Source organism: Dellaglioa sp. CoH-56-MRSF-13 (assembly GCF_056782095.1).
Window position 1 is genome coordinate 276771 of sequence record NZ_JBXAYC010000003.1, and the last position, 20036, is coordinate 296806.

Below are 20036 nucleotides of genomic sequence, written 5' to 3' on the forward strand. Positions count from 1 at the left end.
AAATGAAATTAATTATTGTTAAAGACCAAAACGAGGGTGGCCAAAAAGGCTACGAAATTTTTAAAGCTGCTAAAGAAGCAAATGCTAAAGTCTTTGGACTTGCTACAGGAAGCACACCATTAACAACCTATGCCGCAATTACAGCCAGTGACTTAGATTTTACGGATTCAACATCAGTTAACTTAGATGAATATGTTGGTTTAGGTGAAAAAGATTCACAAAGTTACCGTTACTTTATGAATGAAAATTTATTTAGTAAAAAACCATTTAAGACATCTTACTTACCTAATGGTCTTGAAAGTGATTCAGAAAAAGAAACAAAACGTTATGACAAAATTATTGAAGATAATCCAATTGATTTACAAATTTTGGGTATTGGTAAAAATGGTCATATTGGATTCAATGAACCTGGAACAGCTGAAGATAGCTTGACACATAAAGTTCATTTAACGGAGTCAACGATCAAATCAAATGCACGTTTCTTTGATAACGAAAATGATGTTCCTGAATATGCTTATTCAATGGGTATTGGATCAATCATGAAGTCGCACAAGATTTTACTTGAAGCTTTTGGTGAAAGTAAGGCAGAAGCTATTAAGGGAATGATTGAAGGCCCTATAACAGAAGACCTACCTGCAAGTTTCTTACAAAATCATGATGATGTAGTTGTCATTGTTGATGAAGCAGCTGCAAGTTTATTAAAAAATAAATAAAATTATCATCCATATGTAGAACTAATTCATTTAAAGCGTTAAAATAAATGGATTGGTTCTATTTGTGTTTTGTGCTTGCTTGACGGCTGATAGTAAGTCTAGTAACATGATGACAATTGTAAGAAAATACGTTTTTAGGAAGTTGAAAAAATGGTCGATTATAAAATTAGAGTAAAAAATGTCACAAAAGAATATGACTTATTTAAAACAAAATCTGAACATATCAAATCATTCTTTTCTTTTAAAAGTACGACGGTACCTCATTTTTGGTCTCTTAAAGGAATCTCGATGGATGTTATGAGTGGAGAAACACTTGGTTTAATTGGCGTTAACGGCTCAGGTAAATCAACGTTATCCAATATTATTTCGGGGATTATTCCACAAACAACCGGTATTGTAGATGTTCGCGGAGAAACTTCTATTATTGCTATCGGCGCTGGATTGAGAGGCCAACTAACCGGATTAGAAAATATTCGATTAAAAGGTTTAATGCAGGGTCTAACTAACCAACAAATTGATGATATTTTAGATGAAATTATTAATTTTGCTGATTTAGGTGATTTTGTTTATCAACCCGTTAAAAGCTATTCTAGTGGGATGAAATCTCGTTTAGGCTTTGCTATTGCCGTGCATATTGATCCTGATATTTTGATTATTGATGAGGCATTGTCAGTTGGCGATGATACTTTTTATCAAAAATGTGTTGATAAAATTAACGAATTTAAAGAACAAGGAAAAACAATTATTTTTGTTAGTCATTCATTAAAACAAATTGAAATGCTATGCGATCGTGTCGCATGGATCCAATATGGTGATTTAAAACAAGTTGGTCCTACTAAAGAAGTTGTCACTAAATATAAAGCTTATATTGATTGGTTTAAAAAATTATCAAAAAAAGAAAAAACAGCGTACCAAAAGAAACAAAAAGAGGCTCAAAAAGCGTTTAGTATCGATGACTATCTTATTAACCAAGTAGACAAAGAAAGTGCTGATGAAGCAAATTTAGGCGTTTCAAAGCAAGTTATTACCGAAAAGGTAAAAAAGGATTTCTATGGCTCTGTTTTAAATGAAAAAATGTCTAAACCAAGTAAGGTGCTAACAGCTGTGATTTTAGTCGCTGTGGTATTCTTTAGTTTAGTAAATATATCAGGGCATTCAATAAGTCATATTATTGAGAACCCAACAAGTATTGTTCATCCAGATAATACGAAATAATAGGAAAGTGTTGGCGTAGATCATTCGACAGCACTTTTTTAATACAAACTATTGACAACGCTTACATTTGATGTTATCTTAAGTTTGTAAGGTATATGAATTACCTTTATCAATTCTCTTTCTCTCTTATGCTAGCCACTATTGCGATGTAGTGGCTTTTTTTGTGCTTGTTGTACTTATTGTCAAATGTGTTTATACTTAATTAAGAGAATAGATGTAGAAAGTTGGGTTCAATATGAAAAGTCATGAAGTTTTATCATTAATTGAAGAAATTACTAGAAAAGATGGTTCTAAATATTTTGAATTATCGAACATGGTACAAAATGGGAGAGCAGAACTTGCAGTTCAAAGAGATTTATTGAAAGAAGTCCGTATTCTACAGTTAAATATTCCCAGATCATCACACGTTATTAATTATGAAAAATATATTAATCAAAATTTTGAAATGCCACTAGAAGCATTTACTGAATATCAAGAGTGGCATAAAACAGAAGAAGCTCAAAATGATTTGAATGCGATATTAAAAGACAATCATATTGAGTAAATATTACCAAAAATATCTTTACAAAATAGGTTAACCTATGGTATAAAATAGTATAGACAGAAATGAATTATAAAGATTGCTCAGTAGTTCAGCGGTAGAACGCTTGACTGTTAATCAAGATGTCGTAGGTTCGATCCCTACCTGAGCAGTATTCATAGAGGATGATCGACTTACTGCCGGTTATCTTTTTTTATTTATGAACTTAATTTTTTGAGTCCATTATAAGAAATTAATGATTAACTTGAATTATTTCTGAATACAGTTTAAAATTAAGAGATTGTAAGAAAGGGGGATTGCGAAATGTCATCAAACAACCATACAGGTGTCGGTAACGATCGTCGTCCAGTTAATACTCCAAACAAAAAGAACCGTCGTCGTAAACAACAAGAACTTGCTACTTTCTTAAAAGAAAGCAAAGCTAACGACGCAGCAGTTGCAGCAAAAAAAGCATAATTTAGTTAAATAAATGATGGCCACCGTTGATTAGAACGGTGGTTTTTTTGCATACTTTAGAATGAGTATTTTTTATTTAAATATATTTTTAGTGCCTTTTAGCTTACAATAAAAGAATCAATAAACTGACTAATGGAGTGATTTAAATTGGCTAAGAATTTTTATGCAGTATATAAAGGACGTAAAACGGGTATTTTCACAAAATGGCCTGATGTGGCAAAGTTGGTTAATGGATACGATGGGGCACGATACAAAGGATTTGAAACGCGAGATGAAGCCCAAAATTGGATGGATGATGGGGCACCTAGACCAACAGCGACAGGTAGTAAAAAAAGTGCGACAGCAGTTCATCAATCCGTAACTTTAACTTCAGATTCAATTCAAGTCTGGACTGATGGTGGTTCGAGAAATCATGGTAATAAATTAGGCGGTCACGTCCTAGCAGAAGATACTGCGGCATGGGCTTTTTATATTAAAACACCGGGTGAGACCTTTTCTGGTACAGATGGTGAAAAAGGTAAAACTAATAATCATATGGAAATTATGGCATTTCTTCAAGCTATGAAAAAATTAATTGATTTAGGATTACGAGAAGAACACGTCGTATTTATATTAGATTCGAAGTATGTCTTGAATGCAATTCAAAAAAATTGGTTAGTAGGTTGGCAACGTCGAAATTGGAAAAAAGCGGATGGTCAAACAGTACTTAATGTCGAACTTTGGCAACAAGTTGCTGAATTAATACCAGCTTTCACTAATGTTGATTTTGAATGGACAAAGGGTCATGCAGATAATGAAGGTAATAATAAAGTTGATGAATTATTAAATGAAACAATGGATAAAATGTAAGATAGGTGAAGTGGATTTCTACTAATGTAGAGAGCCACTTTTTTTATTTAAATGAATTCAAATTAAGATGAATAAAAAAGATTAGGCAGTAAATTAAAACGTTTACTGAAAGCGGTTGCTAAAATTCTAACGTGGTGTTATTATATTCATGAAGATAGATATAGGGGGATGATTGACAATGGAAGCTGAAGAATTAGAACCAGGGCAATCCGAAGCGCTACAGGAATTTATTTCCAATCTAGATATTTTGAACGCTTTGGCAGATGAAAAAAGACAACGATTAATTATTTTGCTAGGTTCTAAGTCACGGCAAGAGTTAACGGTTTCTGAGCTGGTTGACCGCATGGCGTTATCACAACCGGCAGTTTCACATCATTTGAAAGTTTTAAAAAATGTGGGACTTATTGATTATAAACAAACAGGATTAAAACGTTTTTACTTTTTAACACCTGAAAAAACATTAAACCGTTTGGAACATTTAATTAAAATGATTCGTGAAGGCGAAAAATCGAAGGAGGAATAGATTATGACTCAAAAAGCATATATGATTGGTACAGGTGTTGGTAACTTAGCAGCAGGTATCTATTTAATTCGTGATGGTGGCTGGCATGGTGACCAAATTACGATGTTTGGTTTAGAAAAACATGGTGCTAATGATGGCGCTGCAGTTAAAGATTATGTGACTGAATATGGTAACCAAGGTTTGAGTAATCAAAAAGGATTCCTAGCTAAAGGTGGTCGTATGTTGAATGAAGAAACATATGAAAACTTATGGGATGTTCTTCGAGAAGTGCCATCATTGGATAATCCTGGAAAGACAGTTACAGATGAAATTTTAGATTTTGATCATGCACATCCAACGCATGATATTGCACGCTTAATTGATAAAATGGATGGTATTAGAAATAAAGGCGGTAAGAATGATTATCGTCATATGCAATTTAATACACGAGATCGCGTTTTACTAACAAAATTAATGACGATGCCTGAATCAAAGGAATCAGAGATTAATGATATCAGTATTGAAAAATGGTTTGAAAATAGTCCACACATGTTTACAACTAATTTCTGGTATATGTGGCAAACAACTTTTGCCTTCAAAAAGGAAAGTTCAGCAATGGAATTACGTCGTTATATGAACCGAATGATTCTTGAATTCAGTCGTATTAACACATTGGAAGGTGTTACAAGAACACCATATAACCAATATGAAAGTATTATTTTACCAATGCGTAAATATCTTACAGACCGTGGTGTAACCTTTGTGGATAACCGTAAGATAACTGAATTTAAATTTAAAGATACAGCTTTACGTGACGATATTGTTGTCACTGGTCTTGAATATGAAGAAGTCGATAATGATAATAAAGTCGGCGAAATCATTATTAATGATGGCGATTTAGTATTTGATACGAATGGTTCAATTACAGATAGTTCATCAATGGGCGATATTGATACACCGATTGTGGAAAATATGGACTATGCACCTAGTGCTAAATTATGGAAACAAGCTACTGAACATTTCTATAACTTAGGTAAACCAGATAAATTCTTTAATGATCGTCAACAAAGTGAATGGATGAGTTTTACAGTCACAACTGATAATCATTTAGCAGTAAATGAAATTGCACGGATTACACAACAAGAACCTGGTAATGCATTGAATACCTGGGTTGATAGTAATAATTTATTATCAATCGTGGTTCATCATCAACCTCATTTCCATGCTCAAAAAGAAAATGAGACTGTATTCTGGGGTTACTGTTTATATCCTCGTCGCAAGGGTGATTTTGTTCAAAAACCATTTATCGAGATGACTGGTCGCGAAATGTTAGAAGAATTATTAGGCCATTTGGCTCAAACAGATACAGCTACGAATAATATTAGCCAACGTACAGATGAAATTATGGATAGTGTTGTTAATGTTATACCTGTTTATATGCCATATGCGAGTGCCTTATTTAACCGTCGCGCAATTGGTGATCGTCCTGACGTTGTACCTGAACATTCAAAGAATTTGGCCTTTATTAGTCAATTTGCAGAAATGCCATTTGATATGGTCTTTACAGAACAGTATTCGTTCCGTTGTGCACAAATTGCTGTGTATAAGTTCTTAGGAATTTCAGATACGCAATTAACACCATTACATCATTATGAAAAAATGCCAAAAGTTTTGGCAAAAGCAACGAAAACAATGTTTAGATAAGTTGAAATAACGATTTATAAGAATTTTTATAAATCGTTATTTTTTTGATGTATAATTAAGATTCATTCTAATTCGGAGAAGGTGTCTTAATGATCAAAATAAATACAGTAGCTGATCAGATACAATTATCAGGTATTCGTCGATTTGATGAATGGGTCTCCAAAATAGACGGTATCGATAAGTTAACGTTAGGTGAACCTAATTTCATCACACCTCAACATATTATGGACGCTACAAAAACAGCGCTTGATAACGGACAAACACATTATGAAGCCTCAGCTGGTAATCCAGAATTACGACAGGCAACTGCTGATTATTATAATGAAAAGTTTGAATTGGCTTATGACGCAAAGAATGTTTTAGTGACCGTTGGGGCAACTGAGGCAATTGCTACAGCATTAAAGACGGTAACAACACCAGGAGATTACATTTTAGTACCAGTTCCTTGTTATCCAGCTTACTTGCCATTAATGCAGTTACAAGGCGTTAAACCTATTTTTATGGATACACGTACGACGAACTTTAGGGTAACGGCAGAGCTTATTGAAAAGACATTGCAGGAAAATAAGAATAAAGCTATCGTTGGATTTATATTTAATTATCCAACTAACCCTACCGGTGTTTCTTATGGTAAAATTGAGTTATCTTCTATTAAAGATGTTTTGAAAAAACATGACATTTGGGTGATGAGCGATGAAATTTACTGCGAGTTAACCTATGAACAACCGCATATTTCCATGGCTAATTTGTATCCTGAAGGGACAATTTTAATAATGGGATTGTCTAAATCACATGCAATGACCGGTTGGCGGATTGGGTTTGTATTAGCTGAAGAACGATTAATTAATGCTATGAAAAAGGTCCACCAATATCACGTAACGACCGCGGCAACTTTATCACAAGTAGCTGCACTTGAAGCTGTTAAAAATGGGAAGCAAGATAGTGTACCAATGAGAGATGCTTATCATATTCGTCGTGATAGATTGGTAACAGCCTTAGAAAAATTAGGTTATAATTTAATTAAACCAGATGGCGCCTTTTATTTATTCGTTGAAATACCTAAAAAACTAAAATTAACGTCAGTTGAATTTTGTCAGCAACTTGCTCTGAAAGAAAAGGTAGCTGTTGTTCCAGGTAGTGCATTCACAGAATTTGGTGAGGGCTACTTTAGAATAAGTTTTGCTGCAAGTGATGAACAGTTAGCAAAACTCATCATCGCCTTGGAAAATAGTAAGCATTAAATTCAATTTATTAATCTAATTATGGTACGTTTGTATGAGTAAAAGGAGTGATTAAAATGGATGGAAATGTTGACTGGACAATTGCTGAGCTTAAAAAAATTGAAACAGAAGAAAACCAATTATTGATTGAAGCTACAATTGCGCTATTAAAAGATCAGTCAGTTGAAATTGAGAGCTTGCATGGCTCAATGGAAGGGCAGCTTTGGAGCCCAAGTAACTGGCGTAAGTAAAATCATCAATAATGGCAACAAAACAAGTGAGGAGTGACGATATGAATAATAGATTAGAAAAGTTGGACTTTGACATAACACCGGTAACTTTTAAACGCGTTTTAGTTGCCATAGATGAGGATGATTCTGAATCATCAATTTTAGCTTTTAATTATGCGGTAGCGTTAGCTAAGTTACAACAAATTCCTTTAGGGATTGTTTCAATATTAGAGACAGGTGATATGAATATTTTTGATTCTATGTCACCAGTTGTTATCAAAGAAAATAAAAAATTACTTGAAGAAAGTATCGAACGCTATGTAGATAAGGCGCATGATTTTGGCGTTAAAAATGTACAAGCAATTGTTTCTGCTGGTAGACCAGGTTCTGAAATTGTTGAGAAGGTTATTCCAGATTTTAAACCGGATATTCTAATTTGCGGTTCAAAAACGAATACGCCAAGTAATTCAAAGAAATTATTTATTGGCTCTCAAGCTAGTTATATGGCTCAAAATGCACAATGTTCCGTTAGTGTCATCAGATAATATTTTAAAAATATGAATGTTAAAAGAGCGAAAAACTCATTTTACAGTTTTTTGCTCTTTTTTAATAAAAAAATAACATAATTGTTCGTATATATGATAAGATTAACCATAGTAAATTAAAATATAGTGAGGATGGTTAAATTGAAATATTATAAAGCGTACCGAATTAGTCTTGGGTGGCAAATTTTAATTGGATTAATTTTAGGAATTATTATTGGTGCTATTGGGTATCAAAATAAACTCATTATTAACTCACTTCAACCGCTGGGAACCATCTTTATTAATATGATCAAAATGATTGTCTTACCGATTGTTGTTTCATGTCTAGTGGTCGGAATCGCCAATATGGGAGATATCCACAAATTAGGTAGAATCGGTGGAAAAACATTAATTTACTTTGAAATTATGACAACAATTGCGATTGCATTAGGATTAATTGTTGGTAACTTAACTAAACCCGGACAATTTATAGATATTACAGCTTTAAATAAAGTCGATATTAGTCAATATGTTACAACTGAAAACTCAACCTCTACTGGGTTGAGTACGATTTTAATGCATATTGTGCCAACTAATATTTTTGAGGCACTTGTTAAAGGTGATATGCTGCCTATTATCTTCTTTTCCGTTTTATTTGGACTCGGGACAGCAACGCTAGGTGAGAAGGGAAAACCGATTATTGATTTCTTCTCAGCTGTATCTGAAGTTATGTTCAAAGTGACAAACTGGGTAATGAAATTGGCACCTATCGGTGTTTTTGCATTAATTGGTGTCACAATAGCACAATTAGGCGTTTCTGCTTTAAAACCATTAGGGTTCTTTATTATTGTGACCTATATAACGATGATATTTTTTGTTATTGTAGTAATGGGTCTTGTTGCTAAATTATTTAAAATTAATTTAATCGTCTTGTTAAAGGTAATCAAGGATGAAATGATTCTTGCTTTTTCAACGGCTAGTTCTGAAGCAGCACTGCCTAAAATTATGGAAAAAATGGAAAATTTTGGTGTTAAAAAGGGAATTGTTTCTTTTGTTGTTCCAACAGGATATACATTTAATCTAGATGGATCAGCAATTTATCAGTCAATAGCTGCTCTGTTTTTGGCACAGGCATACCATATTAATTTATCAATTGGACAACAAGTTACATTATTGATTGTGTTAATGATTACGTCTAAAGGGATGGCTGGAGTACCTGGTGCATCATTTGTCGTCCTATTAGCGACAATCTCAACTATTGGTGTTCCTGCTTCGGGGTTGGCTTTTATCGCTGGAGTTGATAGAATCATAGATATGGGTCGTACAACCGTCAATGTTGTTGGTAATTCATTAGCAGCTGTTATTATCGCACAATCAGAAAATGAATTTGATCGTGAAAAGAATCAAAAGTATTTAGAAAAATTGAACATTAAGTAACCTTAAAAAGGGGGCTTTCGGAAAAAAATGACGAAAGAAATTAAATTAAAATGGTTGTTAATAGGTTCAGTGATTAGTAGCGCAGGTTCAAGTTTCGTCTGGCCGTTAACAACAATTTACATGCATAACTATTTAGGTAAAAGTTTAACATTTTCTGGAATTGTACTATTAATAAACTCAGTTGCGACTATTATTGGTAATTATGCTGGTGGTTATTTATTTGATAAATGGCGGCCTTATTATGCGACATTGGTAGGAATCGTAATTGCATGGTTGGCCGTATTAGGCTTAGTTTTCATGCATGGCTGGCCAGCATACCCAATTTTGCTAGTTATTTTGGGTCTTGGTAACGGGATTGTGGCAACAATTTTAAATTCATTTGCGGCCACAATTAGAAGAAAAGATAGTCGATATGTTTTTAATCTCTTTTATTTAGCTTTAAATTTAGGGATTGTTATTGGGACATTATTAGTTGGATACGTGATTGAAGTTAGTGTCACAATGGTCTTTGTATCAGCATTAATTTTATATTCAATATTTTTGATTACTGCTATTTTAGCGTATAGAGTTGATCCAATACGAAAAAAAGTGAAACCAACAAAATCAGAACAATCAGCTGGTGTTAATCCCAAAGTTTGGATTATCGGCGCAATGTGGTTAACATTCCTGGTTATTTGGTTGAGTTACGAGCAATGGCAAAGTAATTTATCAATTTATATGGATAAGTTAGATATTCCATTGAGTCAATATAGTTTATTATGGACGATTAATGCAGGACTCATTGTTTTTGGACAACCACTAGTGACGCTTGTAACGAGAACAATTGCTAAGTCATTATTTAGACAAATTATTATGGGTGTTGGCTTATTTGCGTTATCATTTACAACACTTATTTTTGCGAAAGACTTTTCTCATTTTGTCTTTTCAATGGTCTTGTTGACGTTAGGTGAAATGGTCGCATTCCCAGCCATTCCGGCATGGATTAATGAACTGGCCGAGCCAGGTCAAGAAGGTAAGGCACAAGGAACGATTAATATTGCCGCATCTATTGGTAAAGCGTTAGGACCATTAGTTGGTGGAATCGTAATTGAACGATTGTCATACAACGGTTTGTTCGTTGGTTCGACATTATTAATCTTACTTGCCTTGGCAGTTGTTGTTATTGCAACTAAGAAAGCGAATATAAAATCGTAAAAAAATACCACAACTTTTATAAGGTTGTGGTATTTTTTATTCTAAATCATTAAAATAGGCTAATAAATCAGTCGTAGATAGGTTGGCACGTTTTTCACCTGATAAATCAGATTGAATCTGACCATCATTTAAGACAATTGTTCGATTACCATATGATAATGCGTCCTCTAAGTGATGCGTAATCATTAGACAAGATAATTGTTCTTGTTCAACAATTTCGGCGGTTAATTTTAATAATTCTTGGCTTGTTTTGGGGTCGAGGGCGGCCGTATGTTCATCTAGTAGCAGTAAGTCAGGTTGAATCAAAGTTGCCATTAAAAAACTTAATGTTTGACGTTGACCACCAGACAAGTTTCCAGCAGGTGTATTTAAATGTTCTGATAAACCATTTGGCATCTTTGCGGTTAATTCACGAAATTGCGTCATTTTTTGTTTTAAATGACGAGGTTTAAACCGACGGCGACTGCCTCGATTTAAGGCTAATAATAGATTTTCAGCGACTGTCATTCTAGGTGCTGTGCCCATTTTAGGATCTTGAAAAACACGACTAATATAATTTGTCCGTTTAATATCATTTTCATTCGTAATATTTTTATTGCGTAACATAATTTTGCCACTCGTTGGTTTAATATTACCAGCAATTGTATTGAAAAGGGTCGATTTACCAGCGCCATTAGTACCAATTACAGTTATAAAATCGCCTTTATTGATGGTGAGGTTTAAATTTTTTAAGATTTGTTGCTCCTCAGAAGTACCGGTATTAACGGTAGTGACGATATTGGAAAGTGAAAAAATGGGTTCAGTCATTTTGAATGGCCTCCTTCAAACAAAGTATTTAGTCTTAGCGCTTTTCGGAGAGTTGGTAACATTAAACAGAATGCTAAAATAATAGCAGAAATTAATTTTAAATCGTTTGCGTTAAAGCCTAATGTTAATACAATTAAAATAACAAATCGGTAGAAAATACTACCAATGACAACGGCAACCAAACGTGCTGTTAATGATAAGTTACCAAAAACAACTTCACCGATAATAATTGCAGCAAGCCCAATGACAATCGTTCCGATACCCATACTGATATCAGCATAGCCATTATTTTGCGCGATTAGCCCACCGGCAAGTCCGATGAAGCCATTTGAAACCATTAGTCCTAAAATCTTCATACGATCGGTTTGGATACCAAGTGAGCGGGCCATTTTTTCATTATCACCGGTTGCGATGAACGCTTGGCCTAATTCGGTATTTAAAAAGAAAGCGAGTAAGCCAATACTAATGATAACCAGAATGAGCCCTAATACAACGGAATCAAAAGATGCAGGAAGATTAGTTAGAAAGTGAGCAGAAAAAATTGTATTTTGTCCAAGTAAACTGATATTTGCTTTTGTTAAAATTCGTAGGTTAATTGAATATAAACTTGTCATGACAAGGATTCCAGCTAATAAAATCGGAATTTTACCTTTTGTATAAAGTAACCCGGTGGCTAGACCAGCTAGTGTCCCTGCTAGAAATGCAAAGAATGTGGCCAGAAGCGGGTTAACTCCGTGGATTAGACAAATCACAGTTACGCTGGCGCCCATTGGAAAAGTACCTTCGACAGTCATATCAGGAAAGTCTAAAATTCTAAATGAAAGATAAAGACCAAGACCTAAAACCCCCCATAGGAGTCCTTGTCCGATAGCAGATACAATAATTGTCATTTGATTAACTCTCCTTTATTTTTGGCTTGATCAATTAATGCTTGTGGAATTGTAATATTTAAGGCCTTTGCTGTTTTCAAATTAATAACAAGATCACCTTTTTTTACAAAATTAATTGGTGTTGTTGCAGGGACACTTTTTCCAGAAAGAACGGCAGCAGCCATTTTACCAGTGGCTACACCTAAATCATATTGGTTAATACTAATAGTTGCCAAGCCGCCATTTTTGACCATTGTATCTACTGCAGGGAAAATTGGAATTTTAGCTTGTGTCGCATTTTTAACGAGAGTCTGCATACTTGATGCTACTGTGTTATCCGTGGGGACATAAACGGCATCAACAGATGCTACGAGCGATTGTGACACTTGGTCAACATCATTTGTAGAGGTAATTGTTGCCGATTTAACTTCTAAGCCTGATTTGATTGCTGCAGATTTAAATTGTTGATACTGTTTTGTAGCTGAATCGTCACTTGATGTGTAAAGGACACCCACGGTTTTCATATTAGGTATTAGTTCCTTCATTAAAGCTAACTGTGCTTTAATAGGTGCTTGATCAGAAACACCGGTGATATTATTACCTGGTTTCTGATTGTTGCTAACTAAACCAGAACCTTTTGGATCAGTAACGGCACCTAAAATAATTGGTGTTTTTTTAGTTACATTAGCTAAAGATTGTGCAGAGGGTGTTGCGATACCAATCATGAGATTAACATTTTCATTATTAAACTTGTCACTCATTGATTTTAAATTACTTTGATCAGCTTCAGCATTTTGGAAATCAATATTCACAGACTTACCAGGTACGTAACCTTCTTTTTCTAATCCAGCAATAATTCCTTTATGAATCGCATCCAGTGCAGGATGTGTTGTTAATTGAAGAATACCAATTGTTGGTACTCCTTTAGCGTTTGAAAATGTTGTTGGTTGAAGTGTTGAGAAAAAAGCAATCACTAAGAATAAAAATAACGCAATAATGGTTCCAATTAATCGTTTCATTTTATAAGTACCCCTTTAATTTTTAATAAAAAAAGACAGTCCTCAGATTCGAGGGCCGTCTTGAAAGACAAAACCCCCGCATGAATATACTGATATCCATACAGGGGTTTTGATTTATAGAAACCAAACCGATATACAGATACAATCTGAATAGACAGATTATATCTGTAAAAAACAGACTACAATCTGAATAACCGGCTTTGCCAACGATTATTAAGTTTTACTTGTGAATAAGTCATAGGCTTGATTTCCTCTCTGAGTTAGTTGATAAATGTAGTATAGATAAATCTGATATTATTGTCAAATATTATTTAAAAGATTTTAAAAGTTATAAAGAGTATAATTTAGAAAACAACAAAATTGATTCGACATTCATAGTGCGGTATGATATTTTTATTGGGAATAGCGCACTATGAATTCATAATATGAGGTGAAAAACTATGAAAAAATCGTTAAAGATTGGTATTAGTATCGGAAGTATTTTAGTTTTGGGAATTCTTGGTGGAGCAAGTTTCAATCAAAGTATGCATTTTAATAAAGGCATCACAATTAATGATACAGATGTCAGTGGATTAAGTGTTGATAAAGTTATTAGTAAGTTAAAAAATGAAACGTCAAAAAATGTTATTTATGTAGGTAAAACAAAAATAGTCGATGCAAAAGATACAACAACTGGTTTTACTGATGAAGATAAGCCAGCGATTAAAGCATTGTTGAAGAAGCAACGTACCATTCTTCCTTCAAATGTTAAGAAAAATTATGCGATTGTTCCACAAAAGTTGAATACAACAGTTAAGGATCAATTAAAAGCACAATTAAAAACCCAACTAACAAAGTTAAATAAAACAAGAACAGTGGCTGTTGATGCAAGTCCCATTTTAAAAAATGGAAAAGTATCAGTAACACCTGGGAAAAAAGGGAATCAATATAATGTTAAGCAAATTTTAGCTGCCTATGATAAGGCTGGCTATAGTAGCATTACGAAGTTGAAGGATACTGAACTCCAACCTTTATCTGCTGACAGTAAAACAGTTAAAGCTGATACTGAAAAATTGGATACACTAGCTGCTAGACAGACTGTTTATACCGTTCAATCAACGAAGTATACGTTGAAGGGTGCAGATATTCTTAAGCAAGCAACTGTTGAAGATGGTAAATATGTTGTTGATACGAGTGGTATTTCTGCAAAAGTAGATGAAATTAATAAGAAACAAGCAACATTGAATAAAAAGTATAATTTTAAAACGGCTACAGGAAGTACTGTTCCAGTTAGTGGACAATCATATGGTTGGGCCCTTGGAATGAATGACTCAGTGACACATGTTTTGACAGCGTTAGAAGATGGTACTGCAGCTATTGACGCAACCAATGATAAATATGGTGTTGGCTATAATACTTATGGAACTGGTTACACAACGACTGCAAATGATGGACTTGGAGATACGTATGCTGAAGTGTCAATTGCGCAGCAGAAAGTTTGGATCCATAAAAATGGCAAGGTTGTTTTAACAACTGATGTTGCAACTGGTAAACATAGTACTGGTGAAGATACAACTAAGGGTGTTTGGTATATTATGTACAAACAAACGCCATCAATACTTAAAGGTAGTGAAGTTGGTAAAGCTAATTATTCTGTCAAAGTTAGTTACTGGGCTCAATTCACAAATAGTGGAATTGGTTTCCATGACGCTAGTTGGAGAACAAATTGGTCTAAAACAGCTTATCTTAAAGATGGTTCTGGTGGTTGTGTTAATACAAAACCAGCCGCAATGGCAACTTTATTTGCGAACGTTTCACAAAACGAACCTGTTGTTGTTTATTAATTTAAGGCTTAATCAGTTCTTAAACTGGTTAAGCTTTTTTTAATGATTTATTATTAATAACTTCATAGATAAGTCATAAAGCCAAGGTAGTATGAACCTATACCAGAAAGGAAGTTTAACAAAATGAAAATAGATAAAAACAAAGATAATAAATTAATAAGTGATAATATCGTTTCTGCACAAGTCATTGCGTTGAACAATCATATTATTACTGTAAAAACTGAAAATTCAGAAATTATAAAAATTAAACAACCAAATAGTACAAAAAATGACAAGATATTTCTAGAGACAATGAAAGATATTTTACGGTCGGGATTGTGGATTCCTGTGAATCGAGTCATGCAAATTATAATGCGTTATGACTGGTTTGATACGCCATTTGAAGAATATAGTTATGTATAGAAATCATGTATAATAACGTTAGAGGTGGCAGGGATGACGATTAAATTAATTGCAGTAGATTTAGATGGTACATTTTTAAGGGATGATAAATCATACGATAAAGAAAGATTTTCGCATCAATTTGAAAGGATGCAACAACAGGGAATACATTTTGTGGTAGCAAGTGGGAATCCAACCTTAGCCATTGAACAATATTTTAAAGAAATTAAAGATAAAATTGGTTACGTTGCTGAAAATGGAGCAGTCATTCAAGATGCAAAAGAGTTATTGAAAGAATACATTTTTGAAAATAGTCTCTATCAAGAAACGATTCAGTATTTGAAGGAAACATTCACTGAAATAGGACTATTAGCGGTTAATAATCAAGGAGGTTTCTATGATAAACGGGAATCTGATACATTTATTCAAGATGTAAATGATTATTATCCGAAAGTAACCGGAGTCGATAATTTGGTATCACTTAATCAAGGAATTTCTATGCTGACGGGTCATTTTCCCGTGTCGTTATATGAAAGAATATCATTACAATTAAATACTGAAATGAATAATAAACTTCAAGCAAAAGCGTCTGGATTTGGTTATATTGATATTAATTTAGTGAACGCGACAAAGAAAAACGGCATAAATTTACTACAAAATCGTTGGCAAATCTTGGATGAAGAAGTTGCGACATTTGGGGATAATGATAATGATCAAGAAATGTTGGCGTTCACGCCGAATAGTTTTTCTATGGCTAGCGGATCAAAGTTAGCTAAAAAAACAGCAAAACACATCATTGGGTTGAATCAAAATGATAGTGTTTTGGATAGCATTGATGATATTTTAAATCATAAATTGTAAAGAAACGTTCTTTTCCAAGGGGCGTTTCTTTTTAGTTCTTTGTATCCGTTTACTTATGCAGTATAATAGAGTTATTAAAGCATAATCGGAGGAATGTAATTTTGACAGTCAAGATAATTGCAGTGGATTTAGATGGTACATTTTTAAGAGATAATAAAACGTTTGATGAAGTTAGATTTAGTCACCAATTAGTTGAACTAAAAAATAAAGGGATTCATTTCGTGGTAGCAAGTGGAAATCAAGTTATGAAAATTAAAGATATTTTTAAACGTATCTCTGGTGAAATAGGTTACGTTTCAGATAACGGTGCGGTTATTTATGATGGCAACACCCATATCAGATCATTTAATATTGATCCAGCCGTATTTGAAAAAACAGTTTTATATATCCAAAAGGTATCGCCAAATTATGGAATCTTAGCATCAACAGATGAGAGTGGGTATATTGATGCAAGTGAGTCTGATAACTTTGTAGAAATGGCTAATACGTACTATCCAGACATTATTAAGGTCCCTAATTTAAGTAAGGTTGAAAAAACTATTTCTAAAGTTACGATTAATGGCCCCATTGACGAATATAAAACATTTGCGGTTAAATTAAAAGAAAATGTTGATGAATCATTAGTTGCAAAAGTTTCTGGTTTTGGATTTATTGATATCAATGTTAAAGAGGCAACAAAACAAAATGGGTTAAATGCTTTGCAAGAATTATGGGATGTAAAAGATGATGAAGTAGTAACCGTTGGAGATAATGATAATGATGCTGAGATGTTGGCATACACACCATTAAGTTTTGCAATGGAAAAGTCTTCAAATATGGCAGCTAAAATGGCAAATCATCGTATCGGTTCAAATCAAGATGATAGCGTCTTAGATTTAATTGATGACGTTTTAGCAGGTAAATATTAAAATATAATTTAGATAATGACGTAAAAATAAGTGATGATTATCACTTATTTTTTTACAAAAAAAACCACTTTCTTGTGAAAGTGGCAGATAATTAAATTTATTTAGAAACAACGCTAAAACGTTCTTGATGATGTGAATTAGATTCAATTTCATCAACCAATGCGATAGAGAAGTCGGCATAGCTAATTTCACTATTACCTTGTGAATTCATTGTTAAAACGTCACCGGCAATTTGATAGTGGCCTGTTTTTTCGCCACTAGGATTGAAAAATGCAGCTGGTGAAATATAGACCCAATCTACATTTGAAACGGTACGGAGTGTGACTAAAGCATCACGCATATTTTTGGCTGTTGCTTTAGCACCTTCAGGGAAGTCAGGTGTATCACCAAGTAACAGTGTTTTTTCAGAATCAACGAAAAGACTACTTGCGCCACCAACAATAACGAGCTTAACCTTAGTATCAGCTAAGATATCCGTTAAATGTTTTAATGATGTTTGATGAAGATTTTCTTGACCAAATGGAGCGTTAAAAGCATCTACAATAACATCAAATAATTCTAAATCAGCAGTTGTTAACTTGAAAAGATCTTTTTCTATAAAAGGAACATCTTCTGTTAATTTGCTTTTATTTCTAATAATAGCAGTAACATCTAAATGACGAGAAACTGCCTCTTTTAATGTAGATTGTCCTTGTTTACCAGTTGCACCAATAATTCCAATTTTCATTTTATAACTCCCTTTCTAAGTAACTGTCTTCACAATAGTTGAATGACATTTTTTTGTCAAAGAATAAGTCGTCAGGTTACATCTTTATTTTAACTGATAAATATGGTATGTTTATAGTTGTTATGGGGATGTTCAGGATTCGACAGGTATAGGTTGAGCTTGGATTGCGTTTCGAAGTTTGCGTCTTCGTTAAAACGCTCAGTTAAATTATAACTGCAAAAAATAATAGTAATACTTACGCTTTAGCTGCTTAATAGCGCTCTAACGTAGATCCTCCTAGTATCGTCCATGTGCTAGATCTGGGTCCTAAATTAAGTGGACTTACGTTAACTTCTTCCACCTGGAGAAGTTAAAAGAGACTAATCAGGTTAGTCAGACGTGTTAGCCCTGTTATACGGCGCTACGGTTGGCGAATTTTAAATAGTATAACTATGAACGTAGATGTTTGAGTGGCAATATGCTTGGACGCGGGTTCGACTCCCGCCATCTCCATTTTACAGTTTGAATAAGGTTGAAAAGCCTTATAAAATATCACTTTTGCATTTTAAAAGTTTGAATAAGATTGAATGAGTTTGAATGCAAATTAAGGTGTTTTTAAGGTGATTTTTGACAATCCTATTCAACATAACAGATGAAAAGATGACTTGATTCGACGAGTTATCTTTTTTATTTTGCCATAAAATTAGAGGTCTATTATGAAAAAATAAATTAATTTGTTAGAAATTACGGACACAAAAAATGACCATTTACAAAGGATTATTTTTGTAAGTAGTCGTTTTTTACGAACTTTATATTAAAATAAAGGTATAAACCAAGAAAGAATATAGTTAGTAACCATATCTAATATTGGAGATAGAGGTTAACTCTTTTAATTTTTTAGATTGATTGTCAGATAAAGGTTGTTCATCATTCCTGATGGCTTTAGAAAGATCTAAGTTCATGCGACTTAAAATGAATGGAACAGAAGAACGTTTTTGTTTTAGTTCTTCGAGATAAGCTTGTAACGTAATTTTAAGTGTATTATTACCATTATTTGTACTTAAATCAGTTAATAAATCGGTAATAATTTGTTCGGCCTGTTTTCCACGATCATCTCCGCCGGAAAACCATTTTAATTTATTCATAGACTAGAACTCCTTAATTTATTTGTATTAACTAATAATATATTAAAATATATAAATTAAAGAGAAATAGTTAACATAATAAATGATAAATATGGTCCCAGTTGATCATTAAAATATAAATTAACCTACCAGTTTATGCCTGCCATATTTGTTGGAAGTATATTTTATCTTTAAAAAGTGGAATTATTTTTAGTTGATTTAATGACTAATCTTTGTAATACTAAATTTATAAAAATTTAGGGGGTTCGTATGTCAAAAGGTAGAGTTGAAGCGTTCACAGATGCTGTAGTTGCTATTATTATGACAATCATGGTTTTAGAGTTAAAAGCACCAGAGGGAGACACATTTTCAGATTTAATACCGCTTCAAAGTACTTTTTTAGCTTACGTATTAAGTTTCTTTTTAATTGGTGTCACCTGGAATAATCATCATCACATGTTTCAATTGGCGGATAAAATCAATGGGCGGGTGTTGATTGTTAATACTGGATTTATGTTTGTAATGTCATTCATGCCATTTGCAACAAGCTGGGTTGGTGAACATTATAATAAATTTGCGCCTGCCTTTTTATATGGCCTTGTCTTTCTATTATTTAATATTATGTATGTAGTATTAACTAATGAATTACTTCGAGCAAATGGGCCTGAATCAAATTTAGCAAAAGCAATTAAAAATGACAATAAAACATGGGTGTCGTTATCTTTTTCACTTATTGGATTGATGTCAGTATTTATTAAACCAGAGTTGGTGTTAATTTTTTGTCTGATTGTACCATCAATTTGGTTTATACCTAATCGATTAATTGAAAATTTCTATAAAGACAAATGAAAAAAAGTTCCAACAAGAAATTTCTTGTGTAATAATCCCTTTATGGTTGTCAGATGAAATAATATAATTTCATCCGATAATCATGGAGGGATTTTTGTATGTCC

General features: G+C 33.3%; 22 protein-coding genes, 1 tRNA gene and 1 other RNA gene. 19 read left to right on the forward strand and 5 right to left on the reverse strand.

Annotation, left to right across the window (positions count from 1 at the left end; all coding sequences use genetic code 11):
• Window positions 1-2: 2 nt before the first annotated feature.
• The 13 genes from AC1RP1_RS05050 (at window position 3) to AC1RP1_RS05110 (ending at window position 10585) form a co-directional block, all read left to right on the forward strand.
• On the forward strand, window positions 3-713 hold the full coding sequence (locus AC1RP1_RS05050; RefSeq protein WP_481761426.1) for a glucosamine-6-phosphate deaminase: 711 nt from the start codon (window positions 3-5) through the stop codon (window positions 711-713).
• A 150-nt stretch (window positions 714-863) separates the two neighbouring features.
• A complete protein-coding gene (locus tag AC1RP1_RS05055; RefSeq protein ID WP_481761425.1) occupies window positions 864-1928 on the forward strand; it encodes an ABC transporter ATP-binding protein in 1065 nt (354 codons plus the stop codon).
• A gap of 235 nt (window positions 1929-2163) precedes the next feature.
• Window positions 2164-2472, forward strand: a complete 309-nt coding sequence (locus tag AC1RP1_RS05060) for a hypothetical protein (RefSeq protein ID WP_409022247.1) — start codon at window positions 2164-2166, stop codon at window positions 2470-2472.
• Window positions 2473-2549: 77 nt separating this feature from the next.
• Window positions 2550-2621 (forward strand) — tRNA-Asn (locus AC1RP1_RS05065).
• A 151-nt stretch (window positions 2622-2772) separates the two neighbouring features.
• Window positions 2773-2925 carry a hypothetical protein gene (locus AC1RP1_RS05070; protein ID WP_409022248.1) on the forward strand — a complete coding sequence of 51 codons (153 nt, stop codon included), beginning with the start codon at window positions 2773-2775 and terminating at the stop codon, window positions 2923-2925.
• A 147-nt stretch (window positions 2926-3072) separates the two neighbouring features.
• Window positions 3073-3774: a ribonuclease H family protein gene (locus AC1RP1_RS05075; protein WP_481761424.1), complete on the forward strand. Its 702-nt coding sequence runs from the start codon at window positions 3073-3075 to the stop codon at window positions 3772-3774.
• A gap of 178 nt (window positions 3775-3952) precedes the next feature.
• On the forward strand, window positions 3953-4297 hold the full coding sequence (locus AC1RP1_RS05080; protein WP_409022250.1) for an ArsR/SmtB family transcription factor: 345 nt from the start codon (window positions 3953-3955) through the stop codon (window positions 4295-4297).
• A gap of 3 nt (window positions 4298-4300) precedes the next feature.
• Window positions 4301-5980 carry an oleate hydratase gene (locus tag AC1RP1_RS05085; RefSeq protein ID WP_481761423.1) on the forward strand — a complete coding sequence of 560 codons (1680 nt, stop codon included), beginning with the start codon at window positions 4301-4303 and terminating at the stop codon, window positions 5978-5980.
• Window positions 5981-6069: 89 nt separating this feature from the next.
• Window positions 6070-7221 carry an aminotransferase class I/II-fold pyridoxal phosphate-dependent enzyme gene (locus tag AC1RP1_RS05090; RefSeq protein WP_481761422.1) on the forward strand — a complete coding sequence of 384 codons (1152 nt, stop codon included), beginning with the start codon at window positions 6070-6072 and terminating at the stop codon, window positions 7219-7221.
• Window positions 7222-7277: 56 nt separating this feature from the next.
• Window positions 7278-7451, forward strand: coding sequence for a hypothetical protein (locus AC1RP1_RS05095; RefSeq protein ID WP_409022253.1), 174 nt, complete (start codon window positions 7278-7280; stop codon window positions 7449-7451).
• A 41-nt stretch (window positions 7452-7492) separates the two neighbouring features.
• On the forward strand, window positions 7493-7975 hold the full coding sequence (locus AC1RP1_RS05100; RefSeq protein ID WP_481761421.1) for a universal stress protein: 483 nt from the start codon (window positions 7493-7495) through the stop codon (window positions 7973-7975).
• 141 nt (window positions 7976-8116) lie between these two features.
• Window positions 8117-9391: a cation:dicarboxylate symporter family transporter gene (locus AC1RP1_RS05105; RefSeq protein ID WP_481761420.1), complete on the forward strand. Its 1275-nt coding sequence runs from the start codon at window positions 8117-8119 to the stop codon at window positions 9389-9391.
• 27 nt (window positions 9392-9418) lie between these two features.
• Window positions 9419-10585, forward strand: coding sequence for an MDR family MFS transporter (locus AC1RP1_RS05110; protein ID WP_481761419.1), 1167 nt, complete (start codon window positions 9419-9421; stop codon window positions 10583-10585).
• 36 nt (window positions 10586-10621) lie between these two features.
• Here the strand turns inward: AC1RP1_RS05110 and AC1RP1_RS05115 are convergent, their stop codons facing one another.
• The 3 genes from AC1RP1_RS05115 to trpX are packed head-to-tail and all read right to left on the reverse strand — an operon-like array spanning window position 10622 to window position 13280.
• On the reverse strand, window positions 10622-11392 hold the full coding sequence (locus tag AC1RP1_RS05115; RefSeq protein ID WP_481761418.1) for an ABC transporter ATP-binding protein: 771 nt from the start codon (window positions 11390-11392) through the stop codon (window positions 10622-10624).
• Window positions 11389-12282 carry an ABC transporter permease gene (locus AC1RP1_RS05120; RefSeq protein WP_481761417.1) on the reverse strand — a complete coding sequence of 298 codons (894 nt, stop codon included), beginning with the start codon at window positions 12280-12282 and terminating at the stop codon, window positions 11389-11391. Before AC1RP1_RS05120 ends, AC1RP1_RS05115 begins: the two co-directional genes overlap by 4 nt.
• Window positions 12279-13280 (reverse strand): tryptophan ABC transporter substrate-binding protein, encoded by a 1002-nt coding sequence (gene trpX, locus AC1RP1_RS05125; RefSeq protein ID WP_481761416.1) that lies wholly within the window; start codon window positions 13278-13280, stop codon window positions 12279-12281. The genes AC1RP1_RS05120 and trpX overlap by 4 nt, the downstream gene beginning before the upstream one ends.
• A gap of 440 nt (window positions 13281-13720) precedes the next feature.
• Here trpX and AC1RP1_RS05130 point away from each other — a divergent pair, with 440 nt between their 5' ends.
• The 4 genes from AC1RP1_RS05130 to AC1RP1_RS05145 all read left to right on the forward strand — a co-directional run bounded on the left by AC1RP1_RS05130 (window position 13721) and on the right by AC1RP1_RS05145 (window position 17253).
• A complete protein-coding gene (locus tag AC1RP1_RS05130; RefSeq protein WP_481761415.1) occupies window positions 13721-15103 on the forward strand; it encodes a L,D-transpeptidase family protein in 1383 nt (460 codons plus the stop codon).
• A 123-nt stretch (window positions 15104-15226) separates the two neighbouring features.
• Window positions 15227-15505, forward strand: coding sequence for a hypothetical protein (locus AC1RP1_RS05135; protein ID WP_409022261.1), 279 nt, complete (start codon window positions 15227-15229; stop codon window positions 15503-15505).
• 33 nt (window positions 15506-15538) lie between these two features.
• Window positions 15539-16345, forward strand: a complete 807-nt coding sequence (locus AC1RP1_RS05140) for a Cof-type HAD-IIB family hydrolase (RefSeq protein ID WP_481761414.1) — start codon at window positions 15539-15541, stop codon at window positions 16343-16345.
• 101 nt (window positions 16346-16446) lie between these two features.
• Window positions 16447-17253, forward strand: coding sequence for a Cof-type HAD-IIB family hydrolase (locus AC1RP1_RS05145; RefSeq protein ID WP_409022263.1), 807 nt, complete (start codon window positions 16447-16449; stop codon window positions 17251-17253).
• Between the two features lie 97 nt (window positions 17254-17350).
• Here the strand turns inward: AC1RP1_RS05145 and AC1RP1_RS05150 are convergent, their stop codons facing one another.
• Entirely contained in the window at window positions 17351-17980 is a 630-nt protein-coding gene (locus AC1RP1_RS05150; RefSeq protein WP_481761413.1) for an NAD(P)-dependent oxidoreductase, read from the reverse strand.
• Between the two features lie 124 nt (window positions 17981-18104).
• Between AC1RP1_RS05150 and ssrA the strand changes: the two genes are divergently transcribed.
• Window positions 18105-18475, forward strand: a transfer-messenger RNA (tmRNA) gene (ssrA, locus tag AC1RP1_RS05155).
• A 332-nt stretch (window positions 18476-18807) separates the two neighbouring features.
• Here ssrA and AC1RP1_RS05160 read toward each other — a convergent pair.
• Window positions 18808-19104: a bacteriocin immunity protein gene (locus AC1RP1_RS05160; RefSeq protein WP_481761412.1), complete on the reverse strand. Its 297-nt coding sequence runs from the start codon at window positions 19102-19104 to the stop codon at window positions 18808-18810.
• Between the two features lie 249 nt (window positions 19105-19353).
• Here AC1RP1_RS05160 and AC1RP1_RS05165 point away from each other — a divergent pair, with 249 nt between their 5' ends.
• The gene (locus AC1RP1_RS05165; protein WP_409022266.1) at window positions 19354-19932 is read left to right on the forward strand and encodes a TMEM175 family protein; all 579 of its coding nucleotides are present in this window, start codon (window positions 19354-19356) and stop codon (window positions 19930-19932) included.
• Window positions 19933-20036: the final 104 nt, after the last annotated feature.

Bases quoted from the DNA above. Each gene is read 5' to 3' on its own strand.
- AC1RP1_RS05050 (WP_481761426.1), top strand. From the start codon at position 3: ATGAAATTAATTATTGTTAAAGACCAAAACGAGGGTGGCCAAAAAGGC.
- AC1RP1_RS05055 (WP_481761425.1), top strand. From the start codon at position 864: ATGGTCGATTATAAAATTAGAGTAAAAAATGTCACAAAAGAATATGAC.
- AC1RP1_RS05060 (WP_409022247.1), top strand. From the start codon at position 2,164: ATGAAAAGTCATGAAGTTTTATCATTAATTGAAGAAATTACTAGAAAA.
- AC1RP1_RS05070 (WP_409022248.1), top strand. From the start codon at position 2,773: ATGTCATCAAACAACCATACAGGTGTCGGTAACGATCGTCGTCCAGTT.
- AC1RP1_RS05080 (WP_409022250.1), top strand. From the start codon at position 3,953: ATGGAAGCTGAAGAATTAGAACCAGGGCAATCCGAAGCGCTACAGGAA.
- AC1RP1_RS05085 (WP_481761423.1), top strand. From the start codon at position 4,301: ATGACTCAAAAAGCATATATGATTGGTACAGGTGTTGGTAACTTAGCA.
- AC1RP1_RS05090 (WP_481761422.1), top strand. From the start codon at position 6,070: ATGATCAAAATAAATACAGTAGCTGATCAGATACAATTATCAGGTATT.
- AC1RP1_RS05095 (WP_409022253.1), top strand. From the start codon at position 7,278: ATGGATGGAAATGTTGACTGGACAATTGCTGAGCTTAAAAAAATTGAA.
- AC1RP1_RS05100 (WP_481761421.1), top strand. From the start codon at position 7,493: ATGAATAATAGATTAGAAAAGTTGGACTTTGACATAACACCGGTAACT.
- AC1RP1_RS05110 (WP_481761419.1), top strand. From the start codon at position 9,419: ATGACGAAAGAAATTAAATTAAAATGGTTGTTAATAGGTTCAGTGATT.
- AC1RP1_RS05115 (WP_481761418.1), bottom strand. From the start codon at position 11,392: ATGACTGAACCCATTTTTTCACTTTCCAATATCGTCACTACCGTTAAT.
- AC1RP1_RS05120 (WP_481761417.1), bottom strand. From the start codon at position 12,282: ATGACAATTATTGTATCTGCTATCGGACAAGGACTCCTATGGGGGGTT.
- trpX (WP_481761416.1), bottom strand. From the start codon at position 13,280: ATGAAACGATTAATTGGAACCATTATTGCGTTATTTTTATTCTTAGTG.
- AC1RP1_RS05130 (WP_481761415.1), top strand. From the start codon at position 13,721: ATGAAAAAATCGTTAAAGATTGGTATTAGTATCGGAAGTATTTTAGTT.
- AC1RP1_RS05135 (WP_409022261.1), top strand. From the start codon at position 15,227: ATGAAAATAGATAAAAACAAAGATAATAAATTAATAAGTGATAATATC.
- AC1RP1_RS05140 (WP_481761414.1), top strand. From the start codon at position 15,539: ATGACGATTAAATTAATTGCAGTAGATTTAGATGGTACATTTTTAAGG.
- AC1RP1_RS05150 (WP_481761413.1), bottom strand. From the start codon at position 17,980: ATGAAAATTGGAATTATTGGTGCAACTGGTAAACAAGGACAATCTACA.
- AC1RP1_RS05160 (WP_481761412.1), bottom strand. From the start codon at position 19,104: ATGAATAAATTAAAATGGTTTTCCGGCGGAGATGATCGTGGAAAACAG.
- AC1RP1_RS05165 (WP_409022266.1), top strand. From the start codon at position 19,354: ATGTCAAAAGGTAGAGTTGAAGCGTTCACAGATGCTGTAGTTGCTATT.